The following is a 22,566-nucleotide window of genomic DNA, read 5'->3' as shown; positions in this document are numbered from 1 at the left end:
GGTTCAGCTCAGAGAGCTAGTGCTCACGCACCGCCGGAGAGCTTCTCGCGGAGCGCCGCGAGCTGCTCGTCGGAGGCGAGGGTGCCACCGCTGCTCTTCGTGTCGGCCGGGGCCGAGCCCGAGGTGTAGCTTTCCGCGCCACCCTCGATGCCGGTCGCCGCGTCGGCAGCCGCTTCCGCGTCGGCCTCGACGGCCTTCTGGACCTGCTTCATGTGGGCCTCGTAACGAGTGTGCGCCTCGGCGTACTGGCGCTCCCACTCCTCACGCTGCTTGTCGAAGCCTTCCTGCCACTCCTGCGTGTCCGGGTCGAAGCCTTCGGGGTAGATGTAGTTGCCCTCGGCGTCGTACTCGGCGGCCATGCCGTACTGGGTCGGGTCGAACTCGGTGTCCGGCGTGACACCCTCGTTCGCCTGCTTCAGCGACAGCGAGATGCGACGGCGCTCGAGGTCGATGTCGATGACCTTGACCATGACGTCGCCGTTGACCTGGACGACCTGCTCCGGGATCTCGACGTGGCGCTCGGCCAGCTCCGAGATGTGGACCAGGCCCTCGATGCCCTCTTCGACGCGCACGAACGCACCGAACGGGACGAGCTTGGTGACCTTGCCCGGCACGATCTGGCCGATCGCGTGGGTGCGGGCGAACTGGCGCCACGGGTCTTCCTGGGTCGCCTTCAGCGACAGCGAGACGCGCTCGCGGTCCATGTCGACGTCCAGAACCTCGACCGTGACCTCCTGGCCGACCTCGACGACCTCGGACGGGTGGTCGATGTGCTTCCAGGACAGCTCCGAGACGTGCACCAGGCCGTCGACGCCACCCAGGTCCACGAAGGCACCGAAGTTGACGATGGACGACACGACGCCCTTGCGGACCTGGCCCTTGGCGAGCGCGTTGAGGAACTCGCTGCGCACCTCGGACTGGGTCTGCTCCAGGTAGGCACGGCGGGACAGGACCACGTTGTTGCGGTTCTTGTCCAGCTCGATGATCTTCGCCTCGAGCTCGCGGCCCACGTACGGCTGCAGGTCGCGCACACGGCGCATCTCGACCAGGGACGCGGGGAGGAAGCCGCGCAGGCCGATGTCCAGGATGAGGCCGCCCTTGACGACCTCGATGACGGTGCCCTTGACGGGCTCGTCCTTCTCCTTGAGCTCCTCGATCGTGCCCCAGGCGCGCTCGTACTGCGCGCGCTTCTTGGACAGGATCAGACGGCCTTCCTTGTCCTCCTTCTGGAGAACGAGGGCTTCGACCTCATCGCCGACGGTGACAACCTCAGCCGGGTCGACATCGTGCTTGATGGAGAGCTCACGCGAGGGGATGACACCCTCGGTCTTGTAGCCGATGTCGAGCAGGACCTCGTCGCGGTCGACCTTGACGATCGTGCCTTCGACGATGTCGCCATCGTTGAAGTACTTGATCGTCTTGTCGATAGCCGCGAGGAAGTCTTCCTCCGACCCGATGTCGTTGATGGCGACCTGCGGGGCCCCAACGGGGGCGGTCGGGGCGGTGGCGGTGTCGGTGGTCATTAGGCGGGTTGCTCCGGTGGATGGGAATCGAGGGTTGGCAGTTGTCGGCGCGATGGGGTGTAGGAGCATGCGACGACCCTGCGAGCAAACGTCCACCAGTGAACGACCGCGGCATGACCCGCATACGGTGCGCGACCCGAGTCCCAACCAGAAGCTGAGCGGAAGGCAGCGCGAACCCACTGCGCTAACACTTATCCTACGCGGCAGCCGCTAGGCGGCACAATCAGGGTCCCCCCGCGATCGCTAAGGTCCTCGCGAAGGCAAACCGCACGCAGGAGGACGCAGGTGGAGCAGGCACCGCCCACCGGGACCGGAGACACCATCATGCCACCGGAGGAGCCGCCCGCGCCGGGGCGCCACGACGCGGCCGAGCACCGCCTGGGCACGACGGCGGTCGCCTACCGCGCGGTCGGCGGGGCGGAAGCCGCGGCCGCGAACCTCGCCTGGTGGGACGCCGACGCCGACGACTACCAGGCCGAACACGGCGGATTCCTGGGCGACGCCGACTTCGTCTGGTGCCCGGAGGGCGTCCGGGAGGCGGACGCGCGGCTGCTCGGCGACGTCCGCGGCCGGCGCGTGCTGGAGATCGGCTGCGGGCAGGCCGCCTGCTCGCGCTGGCTGGCCGCGGAGGGCGCCGACGCCGTCGCGACCGACCTGTCCGCCGGCATGCTGCGCCACGCCCGCGACGGCAACGAGCGCACCGGCGTCGCCGTGCCGCTGGTGCAGGCGAACGCCGAGCACCTGCCGCTGGCGTCCGGCAGCTTCGACGCGGCCTGCTCGGCCTTCGGCGCGATCCCGTTCGTCGCGTCGGTGGACGCGGTCTTCGCCGAGGTGCACCGGGTGCTGCGGCCGGGGGCGCCGTGGGTCTTCTCGGTGACTCACCCGATGCGGTGGATCTTCCCCGACGACCCGGGCCCGCAGGGGCTCACCGTCACCCAGCCGTACTTCGACCGCACCCCGTACGTCGAGGTCGACGACGAGGGCACTGCCACCTACGTCGAGTACCACCACACCCTCGGCGACTACGTCCGCGCGCTGGCCACCGCCGGGTTCACCCTCACCGACCTGGTCGAGCCGGAGTGGCCGGCGGGGCACACGCGGGTCTGGGGCCAGTGGAGCCCGCTGCGCGGCCGGCTCTTCCCGGGCACCGCGATCTTCCGCACGCACCGCTCGTGAACCCCCTGGAGGCGGAGCAGAACGCGCGGTTCGCCGCGCTCGACCCGCTGCTCCCGCCGATCGCGCCCCCGCCGGCGGCGAACGAACCCCTGCTGGTCACGGTCGGCGGCCGCAAGGCGGGCGGCCTGCTGACGCACGTCGTGCACGCCCCGGGCTCGTGGCCCGCGCTGTGGGGTCCGCTGGAGATCTGGGACCTGACCCCGGTGCCGGGCGACAGCGGCGCCGCGGGCCTCGCCGCGCTGCTGGACGCGTGGCGCGACCGGATGCGCGGGCGACGGCCCGACCCCGACTCGGGCTGCACGCTGGCCTGGCCGAGCCGCGACGCCGAGGCGTCGGCGGTCCTGCTGGCGCACGGGTTCGCGCCGATGACCTGCCTGGCGGTCCGGGCGCCGGACCCGCCCGGCGACCCGGGACCGGCGCGGGTGACCGTCCGCCGCGCCTCGGACGGCGACGTCGAGGCCCTCACCGGGCTGCGGATGGCGGAGTGGCGGTACACCTCGCTGGTCGGCACCGCGGTGCACCGGCCGGGCGGCCGGGCGCTGCTGCGCGCGGAGGTCGTCCGCTCGCTGCGCTTCAGCGGCCTGGTCTGGCTCGCGGAGGACGACGGCGTGCCGGCCGGGCTGGCCGCCTGCGCGCTGGCCTCCCCCGCGCCGGGCGACAGCATCCACGGCCGGCTGCTCCCCGGCCGCTGGGGCTACGTCGACACGCTGTCGGTCGCACCCGCGGCGCGCGGCGGCGGGGTGGGGCGGGCGCTGATGGCGGTGGCCCATCGCGAGCTGCTGCGGCCGGGCGTGCGCGGTACGTTCCTCTTCTACCACCCGGCGAACCCGCTCTCGCCGGTGTTCTGGCACCGGCAGGGTTATCGTCCACTGTGGACCATGTGGATCCGGCGCCCCGCCTGGTCCTGACCGCGCACCCCAGGGGGCCTCATGGACATCGCCGAGCCGCTGCTGGCCGCCCACCGGGCGCGCTTCGCCGCGGTCGACGCGCTGCTGCCGCCCGCCGCGCCGCCGGCCGACGGCGAGCGGCTGGACGCGGCGACCGCGGACGGCACCCAGGTCACCGGGGTGCTGCAGCGGCACCGGTTCGCCCCCGGCGACGTCCCGATGCTGTGGTCGGCCGCCGACACCTGGCAGCTCTTCCCGTACTTCGGCGCCACCGGCACCGAAGGCGCGGACCTGCTGCTGCGGGCCCTGAAGGGCCGCCTGGACGCCGAAGAGACCGGCGACGACTCGGCGTGCGTGGTCGTCTGGCCGAGCCGGGACGCCGAGGCGATCCGCGCCTACCTCGACCACGGCCTCGTCCCGCTCGGCGCGCTCGGGGTGCGGACCGCTCCCCCGGCCGGGGGAGGCTTCGACGGCGCCGTCGTCCGCCGCGCCGGGCCCGGCGACTTCGCCGGGGCGCTGGCGCTGGCCGCGGCGACGTTCGACTACACCGGCCTCGTCGCCGCCCCGCGCCGCGGCAACACCGCGGAGCTGCTGGCCCCGGCCCTGCGGGAGGCCCTCGCCGAGGACGAGCCTGCCGTCTGGCTGGCCGAGGAGGACGGCGAAGTCCGCGCGCTCGCGCACTGCGCGTGGGTCGAGTCGACCCCGGGCAACGCGGCGGGCGAGCTGCTCCCGCCGGGCCGCTGGGGGTACGTCAACAACGTGGTGACCGCCCCGGGAGAGCGCGGCGGCGGCTTCGGCCGGGCGCTGATGGCCCACGTGCACCGGGAGCTCCACCGCGGCGGCGCCACCCGCACCTACCTCTACTACAACCCGACCAACCCGCTGTCCTCGGTGTTCTGGCACCGGCAGGGCTACCGTCCGCTGTGGACGTCCTGGGAGGTGCGCCCCGCGTCGGCGCTCCGGTGAGTCACCCACGGGTGTGACGTGCGTCCGGTGATCTTGCCGCCGCCTCCGGCGAGGGCTAGCTTTTGAACTGACCGGTCAGTTCAAAAAGTTCCCGACGCTGGAGTAACCGTGCAGGTCCGAGCCGATCGGGTGTCCCTCGAAGGGCACCACGGCACCTTGTTACCGCCCACCTCGCTGACCGTCGGCGAGGGCGACCTGGCGATCGTGCACGGCGAGCCCGGCGTCGGCGTCACCGCGTTCGGCCTGGCGCTGGCCGGGCGCCTGAAGCCGACCACCGGCACGGTGCACGCCGAGGGCGTCGACGCCGGCCTGTCCGAGCTCGTCGCGGTCGTCGACGCACCCGGCGTCAGCGAGCCCGACGACGCACTGGCCCTGCGCGTGGTCGCCGGCGAGGAGCTCGCGCTGGCCCACCGCCCGGCGGGCAAGGAGGACGTCGCCCGCTGGCTCGCCGCGCACGACGCCGCGCCCTTCGCGGGCACGCGGTTCGAGAACCTCGCCCCCGCCCTGCGCACGCGGCTGCTCACCGAGCTCGCCGCGGAGCGCAAGGGCGTGCGCGTGCTCGTGCTCGACACCCCCGACCGGCACACCAGCGACGTCGGCAGCTGGGCCGGCCTGGCGCGGGAGCTGGCCGGGCGTGGCCTGGCCGTCGTCGTCCTGACCGCGACGACGCCGCTGTCCGCCCTGCCCTTCGAGCCCGCGCGCCTCGGCTCGGCCGAGCAGCCCGAGCCGCAGCACCTCTCCCCCGAACCCGCCCCGACCGAAGAGCTCTCCGAGAGCACTGACGGAGTCCCCGAATGAACGCCTTCCGGATCGCGCGCAACGAGCTGCGCCGCCTCTCGACCGGCACGATGCCGAAGCTCGCGCTGGTCGCGCTCGTGCTGGTGCCGCTGCTCTACGCGTCCTTCTACCTCTACGCGAACTACGACCCGTACGGCCGGCTCGACAAGCTGCCCGCCGCGGTCTTCACCAGCGACACCGGCGCGAAGGACTCCGGCGGCCAGCAGCGCAACGTCGGCCGCGAAGTGACCGACGAGCTGGTCAAGTCCGGCACGTTCCAGTGGCACGAGGTGTCCGAGCAGGAGGCGCGCGACGGCGTCCGCGACGACAAGTACTCCTTCGCGATCGGCATCCCCAGCGGCTTCTCCGCCGCGCTGCTCTCGGTCGGCAACTTCCAGCCGCAGCAGGCGACCATCACGCTGACCACCAACGACGCCAACAACTACCTCTCCGGCACCATCGCGAAGCAGGTCGCCGAGCAGGTGCGCAAGACCATCGCGGAGAAGGTCGGCAGCGAGGCCGCGGACCGGTTCCTGGTCGGCTTCTCCACGATCTACGCCAAGATCCAGGAGGCCTCGACCGGCGCTTCCCAGCTCGCCGACGGCGCTTCGCAGCTCAAGTCGGGTCAGCAGCAGCTGGCCGACGGCGCCGCCAAGCTCGCGGACGGCTCGTCGACGCTGGCGACCGGCCTGGGCACGCTGAAGAGCAGCACCGCGGACCTGCCCTCGCAGACGCAGAAGCTGGCCGACGGCGCCTCGCAGGTGGCCGCCGGGAACCAGAAGGTCGCCGACGCGGCTTCGCTGGCCGCCACGGCGTCGTCCGACATCCAGGGCAAGCTCGACGGCTACCGCACCCAGCTCGTGACGGACCTGCGTGCCGCCGGCGTGCCGGAGGCCCAGGTGCAGACGATCGTCGCCAAGGCCGACCAGCTGCGCTCCCCCGTCGACCAGGCGAACGGCAAGATCCAGCAGGCCAACGGCGACCTCGCCAAGCTGGCCGACGGCGCCCGGCAGGTCTCCGACGGCGCGGCCAAGCTCGCCGCCGCGTCGCCGCAGCTGGCGAACGGCATCGCGCAGGCGTCCGACGGCGCGAACCAGCTCCGTGACGGCGCTTCGCAGCTCAGTGACGGCGAGAAGACCGCCGTCACCGGCACGAACCAGCTCGCGGACGGCGCTGTGAAGCTGCGTGACGGGCTCGCGGCCGGGCTCAAGCAGATCCCCAACCCGGACGACCCGACCCGCTCGGCGACGGCCACCACGATCGCCGACCCGGTGGCGGTGAACGCCAACGGCGAGGCGTCGGCGGGGACGTACGGTGCCGGCCTCGCGCCGTTCTTCATCTCGCTGGCCACCTGGATCGGCGCGTTCGTGCTGTTCCTGTTGCTGCGCCCGCTCTCGACGCGCGCGCTGACCGCGGGCGCGGCACCCTTCCGCGTCGCGGTCGGCGGCTGGCTGTCATCGGCGCTGCTCGGCATCGCTCAGGTGGTCGTCCTGTTCGGCGCGGTGACGTGGCTGGTCGGCATCCACATCGCGCACCCGCTCGCCGCGATCGGGTTCGCCGTGCTGGTGTCGCTGACGTTCACCGCGGTGGTGCACGCGCTCAACGCGTTCTTCGGCGCGGTCGGCAAGTTCCTCGGCCTGGTGCTGCTGGTGCTGCAGCTGGTCAGCGCGGGCGGCACGTTCCCGTGGCAGACGATCCCGGACGCGCTGTACCCGCTGCACGTGGTGCTGCCGATGGGCTACGCGATCGACGGCTTCCGCCACCTGTTCTACAGCGGGGCGACCGTGCAGATCCTCGGCGACATCGGGGTGCTGCTGGCCTACCTGGCCGGCGGGATCCTGGTGTCGACCCTGGCCGCGCGCAAGCGTCGCGTTTGGACGGTGTCCGCGCTCAAGCCCGAGCTGAGCCTGTGAGCGGCGGGACGAAGCAGAAGCTCTTCGAGGCCACCCTGGAGCTCTCGAAGAGCCGGGGCCTCGTGGGGCTGACGGTCGACGACATCGCCGCCGCGGCGGGCGTCGCCAAGGGCACCGTCTACTACAACTTCGGGTCGAAGGACGGGCTGGTCGACGCGCTGCTGCGGTACGGCGTCGACATGCTCGCGCTTCGGCTGCGCGATGCGGTTTCGGATGCGGATCCGCTCGACGTGATCGAGGCCCAGGTCGACACGACGCTGGAGTTCATCGCGGCTTACCCGGGGTTTTCGCAGATCCTGGTGAGCGAGCTGTGGCGGACGCCCGGCCAGTGGCACGGCACCCTTTCGTTGCTGCGCGAGGAGATCATCTCGATCGTGAAGCAGCAGCTGTCGCGGCTGGAGTCGGAGGGGCGGCTCCCGGAGGGAGTGGAGATCCCGACGGCGGCGGCCGGGCTGTTCGGCACGATGCTGGTGGTGGCCCTGGACTGGCAGGTGTTCGGGCCGCAGCGGACACGGGCGGAGGTCCGGGACGCGGTGATGGTCCTGATCCGCGGTTTGGGCCGCCGCTAGCCGGGCTGCTCCCGGGGCCGCGGCTGCTCCCGGGGGCCGCGGGGGCGCCCCCGTTTTCCACGTTACCGGCAGGCACCGACAATTCCGGCGCGAAGAGCGCTCACGATGGCCGGCAGTGCCGGGACCCGCGGGGCGCCCCCCGTCTTCCACTCTACCGGCGGCCACCGACAGTTTCGGCGCCGAAAGCCGAGGTCAGGCGCGGTCTTCGATGCGGGCCCGGACCGCCGCCGCGTAGGTGTCGACCGCCGTTGCCGCCGCGGTCAGCTCGCAGGGTCCGTCGATCAGCAGGCGCTTTGCCGGGGCGTACACCTGCTCGATCTCCGGGTCGCCGGCCAGGCCGTGTTCGCGGGCCAGTTCGTGGTCGCCGGCCAGGCGGGCGCGCAGCTCCTCGCGGCGGGCGACCAGGCCGTCGAGCACCGCGCGCTGGCGGCGGCCGTCCTCGACCGCCGGGGCTACCGCGTGCTCGTGGCCGCCGATGTGGCGCTCGACCCACTCCGCGTCGCCGTCGACCTCCGCCGAGCGGAGCTGCTTGAGCGCGCCGCGGAGGCGGTGGGCCCGGGCCGGCAGCATCGCGACGCCGGTGAAGAGCGTCGCCACGCGCAGCTGGTAGGCCTCGATCTCGGCGAGCTCCTCGACGGACTGGGTGAGCACGTCGAGCCGGCCGGCGAGGTCGTCCGGCGCCGGGCGGGCGCCGACCGTGCTGGCCCGCACCGCGGCCACGCCGGGCGAGGACTCCTCCCGGAACCCGAGCAGCAGGCGGATCCCGAGCTCCGCCGCGCGGCCGGCGAGCGGGGCGAGCACTTCGCCGACGAGCCGGTCGGGCTCGGCCGAGTCGTCGATCGCGTCGACGACGAGCGTGCGGCCGGCGACGCCGGTGGTGAGCCGGTCGGCGATCCGGTGCCGGACGGCGTCGGCGGTGCGGCCGGTGGCGTCGACGGCGAGGTCGACGCTGCCCGCCGGCGGCATCTGGCCGAGCGCGGGCGGCAGGCCCGGCACGCCGAGGGACCGTTCGCGGTCGGCGAGGACGATGCCGAACCGCAGCGCCGCGGCGACCGGCGAACCGGCCTCGCCGGTGTCGACCACCCAGACCGTGCCGGGTTCCGCTTTGGCGAACCAGTCGGCGACGCGCTGCACGAAGGAGACGTCGACGGCTTCGCCCACGGGACGGGAGAAGCCGGCGTCGACGGCCGGGCTGCCCGAAGTCCAGATGCTGAGCTGGGGCAGGTGCCCGAGCATCGTCTCGACGGGGAGCATCCAGGTGCCGGTGTCCTTGCCGACGACCATGCCGACGACGTGACCGGTCGCCTCGTCGAGCACGGCCGTGCCGCCGAAGCCGGGGCCGAGCGGCTGGGCTTCGGCGGTGCGGAAGAGGCGGACCCACTCGCCGCCGGGCCCGCCGGGGTGTTCGGGGCCGCCGAGCCGCGCGTGGGTCCAGCGACCGACCGAGCCGGGCGGGAAGCCGAACGCGCGGACGAGCTGGTGCTCGCCGAGCGGCATGCGGTGCAGCGGGGCGCGGAACACGCGGGATTCGGGGCGTTCCAGGCGCAGCAGGGCGAGATCGCCGCGGCCACCGCCGTCGGAGGGAACCCAGCAGCCTTCGACGACGGACGCGGCGCCGGGCATCGCCTCGGCCAGGCCGACGAAGTCGACGCTCAGCGCGGATCGCGGACCACCGGCGGTCTCGACGACGTGCGCGCTCGTGAGCACGTGGTACTCGTCGAGCACCGTGCCCGCACCGCACACCCGGCCGAGTTCGTCGTGCAGCCGGACCCGCCAGCGTCGTCGCTCACGCTCGAACCCCATTCGGCGGACCCTACGCCGTGATCGCCGCGTCCCGCCGCCGACCTCCCTACCCAGTGGTAATCGCTCACCCGAACGGAGTCCTTCGTTCGTCGCAACGCGGGTTCAGACGCGGCCGAACACCCAGCTGCCGGGAGCCGCCGGGTCGTCGCCGGCCCAGAACTCGAACCAGTGCCCGGTGAACTCGGCGCGGGAGAGCCGGCCGTCGCCGTCGAGGTCGAGGTGCGCGAAGACTTCGTCGGTGGGGGTGTCGACGCCGTTCCAGGCTTCGATGAGCCGGCGGTATTCGCCGGCGGAGATGGCGCCGTCGCCGTTTTCGTCGACGGCTTCGAACATGGCGTCGGCGGTGCCGGTGACGGCGCCCGGCATCCGGGGCAGTGCGTCGACGACGTCGAGGACCTCGTCGAGGGTGACCTTGCCGTCGCCGTCACGGTCGGCGTCGAGGAGGGTGCCCCACCAGCCCATCATGATGGCGGCGAGGTGCTGCCCCTCGGGCGAATCGCTCTCGGTGCCGCGGAGGTCGAGCCATCTTCTCGTGAGCGCCCGGAAATCGGCTTCGGTGAGGTAGCCGTCGCGGTCGGCGTCCATGGCGCCGAAGACGCCGGAGATCTTGCACCGCTGGAACTCGCTGGCCATGTGCTGGTCCTTCCGGCCGGGCCCGGTGGGCTGTTCGGGCCACCCAGCTTCGTCCGGCCGCCCGGAACGCGGCGCCGTCCGCCCGAGTAGTCCCGCGCCACGACCCGGTGATTCGCGCGGCGACGCTCAGTAGGCGGACGCGAACGAACCCGCGCCGGGCGGCGCGGGTTCGTCAGCGTGCGGCCGGCGTCAGTGGGCGGCTTCGTTCCAGGACCGGCCGTAGCCGACCGAAACCTCGAGCGGCACCGCCAGTTCGTAGGCCGAGCCCATGCCCAGGCGCACCAGCTTCTCGAGCTCCTCGCGCTCGCCTTCGGCGACCTCGAGCACCAGTTCGTCGTGGACCTGCAGGAGAATCCGGCTCCGCAGCTTCGCCTCGACCAGCGCGCGGTGGACGTTCAGCATCGCGACCTTGATGATGTCGGCCGCGCTGCCCTGGATCGGGGCGTTCAGGGCCATGCGCTCGGCCATCTCGCGGCGCTGCCGGTTGTCGCTGTTGAGGTCCGGCAGGTAGCGGCGGCGCCCGAAGATCGTCTCCGTGTACCCGCACTTGGCCGCTTCGCCGACCACCGAGTGGAGGTAGTCGCGGACGCCGCCGAAGCGGGCGAAGTACGCCTCCATCTGGGACTTGGCGTCCTCGGTCGAAATCCGCAGCTGCTGCGAAAGCCCGTACGCCGACAGCCCGTACGCGAGGCCGTACGACATCGCCTTGACGCGGTAGCGCAGCTCCGGCGTGATCTCCTCCGGCGGCAGCGAAAACGCCCGCGACGCCACGAACGTGTGCAGGTCCTCGCCGCTGTTGAACGCCTCGATGAGGCCCTCGTCCTGGGAGAGGTGCGCCATGATCCGCATTTCGATCTGGCTGTAGTCCGCGGTCATCAGTTCCGTGTAGCCGGCACCGACCACGAAGGCGTCGCGGATGCGGCGGCCTTCCTCGGTGCGGACCGGGATGTTCTGCAGGTTCGGCTCGGTCGAGGACAGCCGCCCGGTGGCCGCGATGGTCTGCAGCAGCGTCGTGTGGATGCGCCCGTCGTCGGCGACGGACTTGATCAGCCCCTCGACCGTGGTGCGCAGCTTCGTCGCGTCCCGGTGCTCCAGCATGTGCTGCAGGAACGGGTGCTCGGTCTTCTCGAACAGGCCCTGCAGCGCCTCGGCGTCGGTGGTGTAGCCGGTCTTGGTGCGCTTGGTCTTCGGCATGCCGAGCTCGTCGAACAGCACGACCTGCAGCTGCTTCGGCGAACCGAGGTTGATCTGCTTGCCGATCACCGCGTACGCCTCTTCGGCAGCCTGGGTGACGCGCGAAAGGTAGTGCGCTTCGAGCGTGGTCAGCTGCTCGAGGTCGACGGCGACCCCGGCGATCTCCAGCTCGGTGATCACTTCCAGGAGCGGCAGCTCGAGCTCCGCGAGCAGCTTCGCGCCGCCGATCTGCTCGAGTTCCTTCTCCAGGGCGCCGGCCAGCTCGAAGATCGCGCGGGCCTTGACCAGCTCCTCGTCGATCTCCTTCTGCTCCAGGCCTTCCGCGCCGCCGTCGAGCAGGGACAGCTGCCCGTCGCCGCCGTCGGTCTCCGAACGCAGCTCGCGGTGCAGGTAGCGCAGCGCGAGGTCGTCCAGCTCGAAGGTGCGCTGCCCGGGCCGCACGAGGTACGCGGCCAGCGCGGTGTCCATGGCCAGCCCGGCCAGCGCCCAGCCGCGGGCGCGGATCGCGTGCAGCGGGACCTTCAGGTCGTGGCCGGTCTTGCGGATCTTCGGGTCGGCGAACCAGGCGGCCAGCGCCGCGTCGTCGGCCTGGTCCATCGCCGTCACGTCGACGTACGCGCCTTCGCCGTCGACCGCCGCGAAGGCGACCGCGCGCAGGTCGGACCGGACCGACGTGCCCACCGTGCGGAAGGACAGCGCCACCGGCTCGCCCTCGCCCGCGTGGGCTTCGAGCCACGCGCCCAGCGCGCCGGGCGCGAGCGCGGAACCCGAGACCTCGAAGCCTTCGTCGGCCTCCGGTTCGGCGCTCTGCAGCGTCGCGAACAGCCTGTCCCGCAGGACGCGGAACTCCAGCTCGTCGAACAGCGCGTGCACCGCTTCGCGGTCCCACGGGCGCAGCTCCAGCCCGGACGGCGCGATCTCCAGCTCGACGTCGCGGATCAGCTCGGTCAGCTGGCGGTTGAGCTGGACGGAGGACAGGTGTGCCCGCAGCGCGTCCCCGACCTTGCCCTTGACCTCGTCGACCCGGTCGATCAGGTCGTCGAGCGAGCCGAACTGCCGGATCCACTTCGCCGCCGTCTTCTCGCCGACGCCGGGGATGCTCGGCAGGTTGTCCGAGGGGTCGCCGCGCAGGGCCGCGAAGTCCGGGTACTGCCGCGGGGTGAGCCCGTACTTCTCCTCGACGGCGTCCGGGGTGAACCGGGTCATCTCCGAGACGCCGCGCTTCGGGTACAGCACGGTGACCTGGTCGGTGACCAGCTGCAGCGCGTCGCGGTCGCCGGTACAGATGAGGACGTCGAAGCCGTCCGTCGTCGCCTGGGTCGTGAGCGTGGCGATGATGTCGTCGGCCTCGAAGTTCTCCTTCACCAGCGAGGGGATGCCGAGGACGTCGAGCACCTCCTTGACCAGGTCGACCTGGCCGCGGAACTCGTCCGGCGTCGTGCTGCGGTTGGCCTTGTAATCGGCGTACGTCTCCGAGCGGAACGTCTTGCGCGAGAGGTCGAACGCCACCGCGAGGTGGGTCGGCGCTTCGTCGCGGAGCAGGTTGATGAGCATCGAGGTGAACCCGAAGACCGCGTTCGTGACCTGCCCGGTCTTGGTCTTGAAGTTCTCGGCGGGCAAGGCGAAGAACGCGCGGTAGGCCATCGAATGGCCGTCGATCAGCAGCAGCTTCGGCCGCTCCGCGGTGGCGGTGGTTCCTGTGGCGTTGGCAACGGTCGTCTTCTCACTCGGGCTCACGGGGCCGAGTCTAGGCTGAGGGTCCGACACTCTTACGTGTCGCATAGGAAGAGGAGCGTTGCGTGACGGACGGTGCCGCCCACATCGACGTGGACCGGCTGGCGGGCATCGACCCGGCGGCAGCGGACCAGCAGCTGAACGACAAGGTCGGCATGCAGCTGATCGAAGCGACGGCCGAACGGGTTGTCGGCACGATCCCGGTCGAGGGCAACCTCCAGCCGTACGGCCTGCTGCACGGCGGCGCGAACGCCGTGCTCGCCGAGGCGCTCGGCTCCACGGTCGCCGCGCTCAACGCCGGCCCGGGCCGGGCGGCGATGGGGCTGGAGCTGTCCTGCACCCACCACCGGGCCGTCCGCACGGGCAAGGTGACCGGGGTGGCGACGCCGCTGCACGTCGGCCGCGGCACGATCACCGCGGAGATCGTGCTGACCGACGACGAGGGCCACCGCACCTGCACGGCCCGGCTCACCTGCGTCGTCCGGGACCGCCCGCCGGGCGCCTGAGCCGGTGGACCTCGACGTCGCCCAGGTGCGGGCGTTCGTGGTGACCGCCCGGGAGCGGCACTTCGGGCGGGCCGCCCAGGCGCTGTTCCTCACCCAGCAGGCGCTGTCGAAGCGGATCCGGAAGCTCGAAGACGCCCTGGCGACGCCGTTGTTCCTGCGCACCAACCGTTCCGTCGAGCTCACCGCCGACGGCGAGCGCTTCCTCCCGCACGCGCGCGAGCTGCTGCGGGTGGCCGACGCCGCGGTCGCGGCCATGGGCGCCGACGACCGGCCGCTGCGCCTCGACGTCGTGGACTTCCGGCTCGCCCCCATGTTCCTGCTCCGCCGGCTCGCCGTGCGGGAGCCGGCGCTGCGGATCGACCGGGTCGCCGGCGGCGGGTTCGCCGTCGCGGTCGAACGGCTGCTGACCGGCGAGCTCGACGCCGCCATCGGCCGGGTGACCGGGTTCGGCGCTCCCCTGCCCGAGGAGCTGGAGCACCGCACGATCCGGCTCGAGCCGCTGGTCGCGTTGCTCGCCCCGGAGCACCCGCTGGCCGGCGCGGACGTCCTGCGGTTCGAGGACCTGAGGGCCGAGGGCATCTGGCTGCCGTCCCTGCGCGGCCCCGAGGAGTGGCTGTCCTACCTGCGGGAGCTGTGCGCCCGCTTCGCCGTGCCGATCGACGACTCCGGCGTCAGCTACGACCTGCGGCACACCCTGGAGCAGACGCGGTACGGCAAGCAGCGCGTCACCTTGGCCGGCGCGGACATGGAGCTGGCGCCCGACCTGAACCTGAAGGTGCTGCCGTTCGAGCCGTCGCCGCTGTTCCCGTGGTCGCTGGTCTGGCGGCGCGGGAAGCCGCACCCGGCCCTGCGGCGCCTGCTGGCGGTGGCCGGGCGCACCAGCCGTGAAGAGGACTGGTGCGCCTACGACCCGGACCACGCCTGGCTGCCGGCCGGCGACCTCAGCCTCGCAACCGCCGCGCGAACCACTCGCTGAAGGCGGCGTCGACGCGGGCCGCTTCGGGAGAGCCCGGCGCGAACTCGTGCGCCATCGCCTCGACTTCCACCAGCTCCGCCTCGGGCTTCTCGCGCAGCAGCGCCCCGGCCGGCTCCCGCACGGCGACGTCGTCGTCCGCCCCGGCGACCAGCAGCAGCGGCGCGGTCAGCTCGGCCGCCCGGCGCACGTAGTCGTAGTGCGCCGCGACCGCACGGGAACGTTCGGTCCACGGGTAGGTCACCCCGAAGCGCCGCTCGTTGGCGGTGATCACCGGCGCGAGCTGGACGACCGGGCTGACCACCGCCGCGGCCGCGATCCCGGCGTCCCCGCGCGCCAGCACCTCCAGGGCCACGATCGAGCCGGCCGAGCCGCCGAACACCCCGAGCGGCCCGGTCGCGCCCGGCAACCGGTCGCGGAGCTCGGCCAGCGCGGCCGGGAACTCGTCCGCCGCCTGCTCGGTGACCGGCTCGAAGATGTTGAGGACGGCGTCCTCGCTCGCCCGGCGGAAGACCTCGTCGTAACCGCCTTCGGGCAGCCGTGCCCCGCTGAGCGGGAGTCCGAAGTACACGCGCCACGCCTGGAGGCCCTTCATCGGCAGAGCCGCGGCCATCGCCTGCTCGCTGGCGGGCACGTCCATCAGGTGCCAGCCCGTCACCAGCGCCGCCGGCGCGGCCGGGTCCACCGGCGGGGCCGCCACGAACGGCACCCCCGCCGCGACACCCTCGACCATCTCGACCATCTCAGCCATCCCGCTCTCCTCGTCTTCCGGCTGGCTCCAGCCAACCGCCGCGGACCCGGGCGGGTCCAACAGCCGTTCCGGCGCCGACGACAACCGTTGGTTGTGACAGGAGGCCCGCGGGGGTGCCCGAACGGGCAGAGGTGCGCCGACCCGCCCAGCTGGGGGTGGTCCGTCCGGCGGGGCGAACCGGACGTAAGGTGCATCCCTACAGCGGTGCCCCGCCGGGCACGACCGCGTCAGGGTGAACAGCGGGTCACCGGGAAACCGGCCACGCACCGGCCGGGGAAATGGGCGATGACATACCGCGGAAACACGGCTGTCACCCATTCGCAGAACGAGCGCGGATACTTAGCATCGCTGCGTGACCAGCACGGGCGTCCGATGAAACATCGTTCGCCTTTTCGTGCAATTCGTGTCGGTTGCGATCGTCACGATGTGGACACAGAGTAGTGAGGCCGCCTGTGCACAAGACGGGCGAGAGGGATATCTTCCTGCCCTAACCTAGCCCCTGTGTCGGGGGCAACGCCTACCGGCGGTGGTTGGTCATGGGAGGTAGTCGGTGTCAGGAGTGCGTTTTGGACGGGTTCTCGCCCTCGCAGCGGCGACGTCGCTCGCGCTGGCGGGCTGCGCCGGTGGCGGCTCGTCGAGCAGTGGTGACAGCAGCACGCTGAAGATCGGGTTCATGGGCGACCTGACCGGGGAGAACTCCGGGATCGTGATCCCGCCCAACAACGGCGCCAAGCTCGCCATCGACGAGTACAACGCCACGAACCCCAGCGTGAAGCTCGAGCTGAAGAACTACGACAGCCAGGGCAAGCCGGAGCAGGCCACCTCGCTGGTGCAGACCGCGGTCGGGACGGACAAGATCACCGCCCTCATCGGCCCCGCGTTCTCCGGTGAATCGAAGGCCATCGGCGGTGTCCTCGAGCAGGGCAAGATCCCGAGCGTGTCGCCGTCGGCGACCAACCCGGGCCTGGCCGCGAACGGCTGGAAGTACTGGCACCGCGTCGTCGCGAACGACAACGACCAGGGCCCCGCGATCGCGAACTTCCTCATCACGGCGAAGTCGCCGAAGAACGCGTACGTCATCTCGGACGACCAGGAGTACAGCGTCGGCCTCGCGGACGCGTTCGAGAAGACCTTCAAGGACAAGGGCATCACGACCGAGCGCGACAAGTTCGCCAAGGACGCGTCGGACTACTCCTCGACCGTCTCGAAGGTCAAGGCCGCCAACCCGGACGTCATCACCTTCGGTGGTTACTACGCCCAGGCCGGCCGGCTGCTCAAGCAGCTCCGCGACGGTGGTGTGAAGGCCATCTTCGCCACCGGTGACGGCTCGCTCGACCCGCAGCTGGTCTCCGGCGCGGGTGCCGCGGCCGCCGAGGGTGCCGTCGTCGGCTGCCCGTGCAACATCCCGGACGCCAGCAACCCGAGCGAGTTCGCGACCAAGTACAAGCAGAAGTTCAACGTCGACCCGGCGATCTACGCCACCGAGGGCTACGACGCCGCGACCGCCATCATCAACGCGGTCAAGGCCGGCAACACCACCGGTGAGAAGATCAACGAGTTCCTGAAGACCGAGGACTTCAAGGGCGTGTCCAAGCAGATCAAGTTCAAGGACAACGGCGAGCCCCAGACGAACGCGATCTACGTCTACCAGGTCGTCGGCGGGGTCATCAAGAACCTCGGCGCCTCGACCGAGGCCAAGATCACCGGCTGACGGAGCAGAAGAACACGTAACGGGAGCGGGGGCGCTGTGACCAACCACAGCACCCCCGCTCCCCGCCAATGTGGCGACCACTCTCGCCCCGTCAGGTAAGGCAACTACGTCATGTTCCAAGATCTGCAGAGCCAGTTTCTGGGCAGCACCATCGGTGGCCTGGTAGCCGGCTCCATCTACGCCCTCATCGCCCTCGGCTACACGATGGTCTACGGCGTCCTGCGGCTGATCAACTTCGCCCACTCCGAAATCTTCATGATCGGGACGATGACGTCCCTGTTCATCCTCGTGACGATCGCGCCGACGGCGCCGTTCACCATCTTCTCGATGATCGGCATCCTGCTGCTGCTGATCGTCGCTTCCGCGCTGGTCTCGGGTGGCTCGGCGATCGTGCTGGAGCAGCTCGCCTACCGGCCGCTGCGCAAGAAGGGCGCGACCCGCCTCGCCGCGCTGATCTCGGCGATCGGCGCGTCGCTGTTCCTGCAGGAGGCCTTCGGCCTGAAGATCATCCCGTGGCTCTTCGACAAGCCGGGCCGCGTCCAGCAGTCCGCGCCGCGGTTCATCCCGCACGAAGAGCTCTTCCACATCGGCAACGGCGTCGTCCGCACGGACCACGTGTTCGTCATCATCGGCGCCGTGATCGTGATGGTGGTCCTGGACCAGCTGGTCAGCCGCACCCGGATCGGCCGCGGTATCCGCGCCACGGCGCAGGACCCCGAAGCCGCCGTCTTGATGGGCGTGAGCATCGACCGCATCGTGCGGATCACCTTCCTCCTCGGCGGTGCGATGGCCGGCGTCGCCGCCGCGCTGTTCGTGATGGAGTACGAGAACACGGACTACCGCATCGGCTTCCTGCTCGGGATCAAGGCGTTCACCGCGGCCGTCCTCGGCGGTATCGGCAACCTGCGCGGCGCCCTGATGGGCGGGATCGTGCTGGGCCTGGTGGAGAACTGGAGCTCGATCTTCCTCGGCTCGGCCTGGAAGGACGTCACCGCCTTCGTCGTCCTGGTGCTGGTCCTGATGTTCCGGCCCACCGGCATCCTCGGTGAATCGCTGCAGCGGGCACGCGCATGAAGGGCGAAGAAGTGGCTCCCAGCAACGGAAAGCCCGCGCGCAGCGGGTTTCACCCCATCGACGGGATGCGGGACTGGTGGGGCGAAGCTCCCCAGTGGCAGCGTTACGGCGTCTACCTCGCCCTGATAGCGTTCGCGCTGATCCTGCCCGCTCCCTGGATCGGGTCGTTCATGTCCCCGGACTCGGACTGGACGACCGTGCTGATCTTCCCGGTCGGCACCTACATCCTGCTGGCCATCGGCCTCAACATCGTGGTCGGCCACGCGGGCATGCTCGACCTCGGCTACGTCGCGTTCTTCGCGATCGGCGCCTACACGTGGGCCACGATCGGCACGCAGTTCGGCTGGTCGTTCTGGCCGACGGTGGTGCTCGGCATCTTCCTGGCGTCGGTCTCCGGGGTCATCCTCGGCGCACCGACCCTCCGGCTGCGCGGTGACTACCTGGCCATCGTGACACTCGGCTTCGGTGAGATCGTCCGGATCACCGCGAACAACACCGACTCGATCGGTGGCGCCCGCGGTATCACGAACGTCCCGCACCCGGAGCCGATCTTCGGCGTCGAGTTCTTCCTCGACCCGGCGCCGTACTACTACCTGATGCTGTTCGCGATCGTGCTCGTCGTCGTCTTTTCGGTGCGGCTCAACAAGAGCCGGGTCGGACGGGCGTGGGCGGCGATCCGCGAGGACGAGGACGCCGCCGAACTGATGGGCGTGCCGACGTTCAAGTTCAAGCTGCTCGCCTTCGCGATCGGCGCGATGATCGGTGGCTTCGCCGGCACGATCTACGCCAGCAAGGCCGTGTTCGTCGAGCCGAACAACTTCCCGTTCATCCTGTCCGCGACCATCCTGGCCGCGGTGGTGCTCGGTGGTGCGGGCAACCTGCCCGGCGTCATCCTCGGCGCGTTCGTCATCGCCTGGCTGCCCGAGCGGTTCCGGTTCCTGTCCGAGTACCGCATCCTCATCTTCGGGTTCGTGCTGGTGCTGATGATGGCGCTGCGGCCGGAGGGCCTGCTGCCGTCCCGGCAACGCAAGGCCGAACTACGGGAAGGAACCGGCGGCATGGGCGCGATGGGTGCCGAAGTGGCCGGCCCCGACACCGAGGCTTCGGCGGAGGTCACCAAGTGAACACCTTGCTGGAGTTCGACAACGTGACCATGCGCTTCGGCGGCGTGACCGCCCTGCGCGAGGTCAACATCAGCATCAACCAGGGCGAGATCTTCGCGCTCATCGGGCCGAACGGCGCCGGCAAGACCACGGTGTTCAACGTGGTCACCGGCGTCTACCAGCCGACCGAGGGCGAAGTCCGCTTCGACGGCGACCGCGTCGACGGGATGAAGCGGTTCCGCGTCACCAAGCGCGGCATCGCCCGGACGTTCCAGAACATCCGGCTGTTCCACAACATGACGGCGCTGGAGAACGTCATGGTGGGCGCGGACGCGCACCACACGACCGGCGCGATCGGCGCGGTGCTCGGCCTGCCGCGGCACCGCAAGGAAGAGAAGCAGGGCCGGGAACGGGCCCGGGAGCTGCTCGACTTCGTCGGCATCGGCCGGGTCGAGCACAACGTCGCGAAGAACCTCTCCTACGGCGACCAGCGCCGGCTGGAGATCGCACGGGCCCTGGCCACCGACCCGAAGCTGCTGCTGCTCGACGAGCCGGCCGCGGGCATGAACCCGGCGGAGAAGAACGCCCTGCAGGCGCTGATCCGCAAGATCCGGGACGACGGCCGCACCGTGCTGCTGATCGAGCACGACATGGGCCTGGTCATGCACATCAGCGACCGGCTGGCGGTGCTCGACTTCGGGCAGAAGATCGCAGAAGGGCTGCCGCACGAAGTGCAGAACAACCAGAAGGTGATCGAGGCGTATCTGGGGGTGTCCGAAGATGCTTCTTGAGGTCCAGGACATCAACGTCCACTACGGGAAGATCGCCGCCCTCAAGGGCATGAGCATCCAGGTCGACGAGGGTGAGATCGTCTCCCTCATCGGGGCCAACGGCGCCGGCAAGACCACGACGCTCAAGACGATCTCCGGGCTGCGGCCGCTCACCAGCGGCCGGATCGTGTTCAACGGCCAGGACATCTCGAAGACCCCGGGGCACAAGCGCGTGCTGCTCGGGATCGGCCAGTCGCCGGAAGGCCGGGGCGTGTTCCCCGGCATGACGGTGCAGGAGAACCTCCTGATGGGTGCCTACACCCGCAAGGACGACCTCCAGGCCGACCTCGATGAGGTCTACGAGCTGTTCCCCCGGCTCGCCGAGCGCAAGACGCAGTTCGGCGGCACGATGTCGGGCGGCGAACAGCAGATGATCGCCATCGGCCGCGCGCTGATGACGAAGCCGAAGGTGCTGCTGCTCGACGAGCCGTCGATGGGCCTGGCGCCGATGCTGATCGCGCAGATCTTCGACATCATCCGGGAGATCAACAAGCGCGGCACCACGGTGCTGCTGGTGGAGCAGAACGCCCAGCAGGCGCTGAAGCTGTCGGACCGGGCGTACGTGCTCGAAACCGGCCGCGTCGTCCAGAGCGCCCGCGGGGCCGACCTGCTCAACGACCCGAAGGTGCGGGCCGCCTACCTCGGTGGCGACCTCGGGGTCTGATGGTTTTAAAGGGGGGCCCGGCGTTGTCGCCGGGCCCCCCTTTCACAGCTTGATGTCGGTGCCGTTCAGGTTCTTCATGTCGGTGATGGTGGGCCCGCCGAAGGCTCGCATCGTGACCGGTTTCCGGTCCTTGGGGATGTCCCAGTAGAGGTCGAACTCGACGCGGACGTTGTGCCCGAGGTCGAACTGGCCGGGCTGGCGCTTGATCAGCATCGCCTGCTCTTCCGGCGGGTGCGCGGTGCCCTGGTCGTCGACCAGCAGCTGCTTCTTCGTGTCGAACAGGACGCTCGAGGTGCCGGTGTTGGTGACGACGAGCCGCAGCCGCACGAACTGGCCCTTGGCGGGGAACTCGGTGTGGCTGCCGGTGATGCTGGGCAGCCCGGCGGCGAGGCCGAGCAGGGTGAACTCGGTGTCGCCGTTCTTCGCGGGCGGCAGCTTCAGGGCGGTCTCGTCGGGCCGGACCTGCCGCGGCGGCAGTTCGTAGGTCGTCGGCGCGGGCGTGCTCGGGGCGGCTTCGCACCCGGTCAGCAGCATGAGGGCGACGACGGCCGGCAGCAGTTTCACGCTGGTGATTCTGCCCGCCGGCCGCCGGTCCGGGCTAGCTCCCGATGCTTTCCACCACGGCTTCGGCCACGGCCTTCATCGTGGTCCGGCGGTCCATGGCGGTGCGCTGGATCCAGCGGAAGGCGTCGGGCTCGGTGAGCCCCTGCCGGCTCATGAGCAGGCCCTTGGCGCGGTCGATGACCTTCCGCGTCTCGAGCCGGTCGGTGAGCCCGGCGACCTCGGCCTCGAGGGCCTGCAGCTCGGAGAACCGGCTGACGGCCAGCTCGATCGCCGGCACGAGGTCACGCTTCGCGAAGGGCTTGACGAGGTAGGCCATGGTGCCGGCGTCCCGCGCGCGTTCCACGAGGTCACGCTGGCTGAAAGCGGTCAAGATCACGACGGGCGCGATCCGGTCCCCCGTGATCTTCGACGCGGCTTCGATGCCATCGAGCTTCGGCATCTTGACGTCGAGGATGACGAGGTCGGGCTTGAGGTCGGTGGCCAGCGCGATGGCCTGCTCGCCATCCCCGGCCTCGCCGACAACCTCATAGCCCTCTTCACGCAGCATTTCGACGAGGTCCAGCCGGATGAGCGCCTCGTCCTCCGCGACGAGCACCCGACGCTGCGGCACGGTGGCGGCACCGTTGGCCTCGGTAGCCTGATCGGTCACCGGGGTCCTCCTGAAGACTCGGCGGGACGTTCGGTTTTCGCGGCTTCCCGCGAACCTGAAGCCTACCGGGAACGATCCAGTTGCCGAGATGGCGTTCACCACGTAGTGGCGGTCACGACACCCCGCCCCCGCTCACAGCTGGGGGCGGGTGATCCCGTAGAGTCACTGCGTCGCGCCCCCGTAGCCCAACTGGCAGAGGCAACGGATTCAAAACCCGTCCAGTGTGAGTTCGAATCTCACCGGGGGCACCCGCAGCAATCACACCAGCCTCGACCTGCGGCTTGGCCACCCGGACGACTTCAGCGTCCGCTGCGGCTGTGGTCACCTCCAAGATCCTGTCGCCGGGCGGTGTGATGTCGATCTTGGCGTGATCCGTTTCGTGGTCGATGCTGATTCGGAGTTTGGTGAGCTCGTAGAGCCGGACCTGAAGCTCGGCCGGCGCCATGGCCGCAGGCTGCCTCACCGACCCGGTGCTGGTCTGCACGACGTTCCTCCTCGGCGTCGAAACGATCTTGAACCACCGGGACGCCTCGGTCGCCGCCCAGGCGTGGAATCCTTGGGGAACT

The 22,566-nt window shown here is 70.8% G+C and carries 20 protein-coding genes and 1 tRNA gene; 14 read left to right on the top strand and 7 right to left on the bottom strand.

What is annotated here, in order from left to right:
- Positions 1-23: 23 nt before the first annotated feature.
- Entirely contained in the window at positions 24-1,523 is a 1,500-nt protein-coding gene (rpsA, locus tag ACH54P_RS45400) for a 30S ribosomal protein S1 (RefSeq protein ID WP_489909485.1), read from the bottom strand.
- A 324-nt stretch (positions 1,524-1,847) separates the two neighbouring features.
- Here rpsA and ACH54P_RS45395 point away from each other — a divergent pair, with 324 nt between their 5' ends.
- The 6 genes from ACH54P_RS45395 (at position 1,848) to ACH54P_RS45370 (ending at position 7,811) form a co-directional block, all read left to right on the top strand.
- On the top strand, positions 1,848-2,699 hold the full coding sequence (locus ACH54P_RS45395; protein WP_489917013.1) for a class I SAM-dependent methyltransferase: 852 nt from the start codon (positions 1,848-1,850) through the stop codon (positions 2,697-2,699).
- Positions 2,696-3,607 carry a GNAT family N-acetyltransferase gene (locus ACH54P_RS45390; protein ID WP_489909484.1) on the top strand — a complete coding sequence of 304 codons (912 nt, stop codon included), beginning with the start codon at positions 2,696-2,698 and terminating at the stop codon, positions 3,605-3,607. Before ACH54P_RS45395 ends, ACH54P_RS45390 begins: the two co-directional genes overlap by 4 nt.
- 21 nt (positions 3,608-3,628) lie before the next feature.
- On the top strand, positions 3,629-4,552 hold the full coding sequence (locus ACH54P_RS45385) for a GNAT family N-acetyltransferase (protein ID WP_489909483.1): 924 nt from the start codon (positions 3,629-3,631) through the stop codon (positions 4,550-4,552).
- 108 nt (positions 4,553-4,660) lie between these two features.
- The gene (locus ACH54P_RS45380) at positions 4,661-5,350 is read left to right on the top strand and encodes an ABC transporter ATP-binding protein (RefSeq protein WP_489909482.1); all 690 of its coding nucleotides are present in this window, start codon (positions 4,661-4,663) and stop codon (positions 5,348-5,350) included.
- Entirely contained in the window at positions 5,347-7,242 is a 1,896-nt protein-coding gene (locus ACH54P_RS45375; protein ID WP_489909481.1) for a YhgE/Pip family protein, read from the top strand. Before ACH54P_RS45380 ends, ACH54P_RS45375 begins: the two co-directional genes overlap by 4 nt.
- Positions 7,239-7,811, top strand: coding sequence for a TetR/AcrR family transcriptional regulator (locus tag ACH54P_RS45370; RefSeq protein WP_489909480.1), 573 nt, complete (start codon positions 7,239-7,241; stop codon positions 7,809-7,811). The genes ACH54P_RS45375 and ACH54P_RS45370 overlap by 4 nt, the downstream gene beginning before the upstream one ends.
- A gap of 192 nt (positions 7,812-8,003) precedes the next feature.
- On the opposite strand, the gene ACH54P_RS45365 is transcribed toward ACH54P_RS45370, so the two are convergent.
- The 3 genes from ACH54P_RS45365 to polA all read right to left on the bottom strand — a co-directional run bounded on the left by ACH54P_RS45365 (position 8,004) and on the right by polA (position 13,178).
- Entirely contained in the window at positions 8,004-9,614 is a 1,611-nt protein-coding gene (locus ACH54P_RS45365; RefSeq protein WP_489909479.1) for a S1 family peptidase, read from the bottom strand.
- A gap of 102 nt (positions 9,615-9,716) precedes the next feature.
- On the bottom strand, positions 9,717-10,247 hold the full coding sequence (locus ACH54P_RS45360; RefSeq protein ID WP_489909478.1) for an EF-hand domain-containing protein: 531 nt from the start codon (positions 10,245-10,247) through the stop codon (positions 9,717-9,719).
- A 189-nt stretch (positions 10,248-10,436) separates the two neighbouring features.
- Positions 10,437-13,178 carry a DNA polymerase I gene (gene polA / locus ACH54P_RS45355; RefSeq protein ID WP_489909477.1) on the bottom strand — a complete coding sequence of 914 codons (2,742 nt, stop codon included), beginning with the start codon at positions 13,176-13,178 and terminating at the stop codon, positions 10,437-10,439.
- Positions 13,179-13,240: 62 nt separating this feature from the next.
- Between polA and ACH54P_RS45350 the strand changes: the two genes are divergently transcribed.
- Positions 13,241-13,681 (top strand): PaaI family thioesterase, encoded by a 441-nt coding sequence (locus tag ACH54P_RS45350; RefSeq protein ID WP_489909475.1) that lies wholly within the window; start codon positions 13,241-13,243, stop codon positions 13,679-13,681.
- A 4-nt stretch (positions 13,682-13,685) separates the two neighbouring features.
- On the top strand, positions 13,686-14,657 hold the full coding sequence (locus ACH54P_RS45345; protein WP_489909474.1) for a LysR family transcriptional regulator: 972 nt from the start codon (positions 13,686-13,688) through the stop codon (positions 14,655-14,657).
- Here ACH54P_RS45345 and ACH54P_RS45340 read toward each other — a convergent pair.
- Positions 14,623-15,396: an alpha/beta hydrolase family protein gene (locus tag ACH54P_RS45340; RefSeq protein WP_489917011.1), complete on the bottom strand. Its 774-nt coding sequence runs from the start codon at positions 15,394-15,396 to the stop codon at positions 14,623-14,625. The genes ACH54P_RS45345 and ACH54P_RS45340 overlap by 35 nt on opposite strands.
- 568 nt (positions 15,397-15,964) lie before the next feature.
- On the opposite strand from ACH54P_RS45340, the gene ACH54P_RS45335 reads away from it, so the two are divergent.
- From ACH54P_RS45335 to ACH54P_RS45315, 5 genes are all read left to right on the top strand, one after another.
- A complete protein-coding gene (locus ACH54P_RS45335) occupies positions 15,965-17,116 on the top strand; it encodes a branched-chain amino acid ABC transporter substrate-binding protein (protein ID WP_489909473.1) in 1,152 nt (383 codons plus the stop codon).
- Between the two features lie 111 nt (positions 17,117-17,227).
- Positions 17,228-18,190 carry a branched-chain amino acid ABC transporter permease gene (locus ACH54P_RS45330; protein ID WP_489909472.1) on the top strand — a complete coding sequence of 321 codons (963 nt, stop codon included), beginning with the start codon at positions 17,228-17,230 and terminating at the stop codon, positions 18,188-18,190.
- Positions 18,187-19,314 (top strand): branched-chain amino acid ABC transporter permease, encoded by a 1,128-nt coding sequence (locus ACH54P_RS45325; protein WP_489909471.1) that lies wholly within the window; start codon positions 18,187-18,189, stop codon positions 19,312-19,314. Before ACH54P_RS45330 ends, ACH54P_RS45325 begins: the two co-directional genes overlap by 4 nt.
- Entirely contained in the window at positions 19,311-20,084 is a 774-nt protein-coding gene (locus ACH54P_RS45320; RefSeq protein WP_489909470.1) for an ABC transporter ATP-binding protein, read from the top strand. The genes ACH54P_RS45325 and ACH54P_RS45320 overlap by 4 nt, the downstream gene beginning before the upstream one ends.
- The gene (locus ACH54P_RS45315; RefSeq protein ID WP_489909469.1) at positions 20,074-20,787 is read left to right on the top strand and encodes an ABC transporter ATP-binding protein; all 714 of its coding nucleotides are present in this window, start codon (positions 20,074-20,076) and stop codon (positions 20,785-20,787) included. The genes ACH54P_RS45320 and ACH54P_RS45315 overlap by 11 nt, the downstream gene beginning before the upstream one ends.
- 42 nt (positions 20,788-20,829) lie before the next feature.
- On the opposite strand, the gene ACH54P_RS45310 is transcribed toward ACH54P_RS45315, so the two are convergent.
- Positions 20,830-21,351, bottom strand: coding sequence for a DUF4352 domain-containing protein (locus ACH54P_RS45310; protein ID WP_489909468.1), 522 nt, complete (start codon positions 21,349-21,351; stop codon positions 20,830-20,832).
- A gap of 34 nt (positions 21,352-21,385) precedes the next feature.
- Positions 21,386-22,000, bottom strand: a complete 615-nt coding sequence (locus tag ACH54P_RS45305) for an ANTAR domain-containing response regulator (protein WP_020646628.1) — start codon at positions 21,998-22,000, stop codon at positions 21,386-21,388.
- Between the two features lie 174 nt (positions 22,001-22,174).
- Here ACH54P_RS45305 and ACH54P_RS45300 point away from each other — a divergent pair.
- A tRNA-Leu gene (locus ACH54P_RS45300) sits at positions 22,175-22,248 on the top strand.
- Positions 22,249-22,566: the final 318 nt, after the last annotated feature.

It is taken from the genome of Amycolatopsis sp. N2S4-7 (assembly GCF_058119595.1).
The sequence above is the reverse complement of the archived record's forward strand: the minus strand, read 5'-3'. Positions and strand labels throughout refer to the sequence as shown.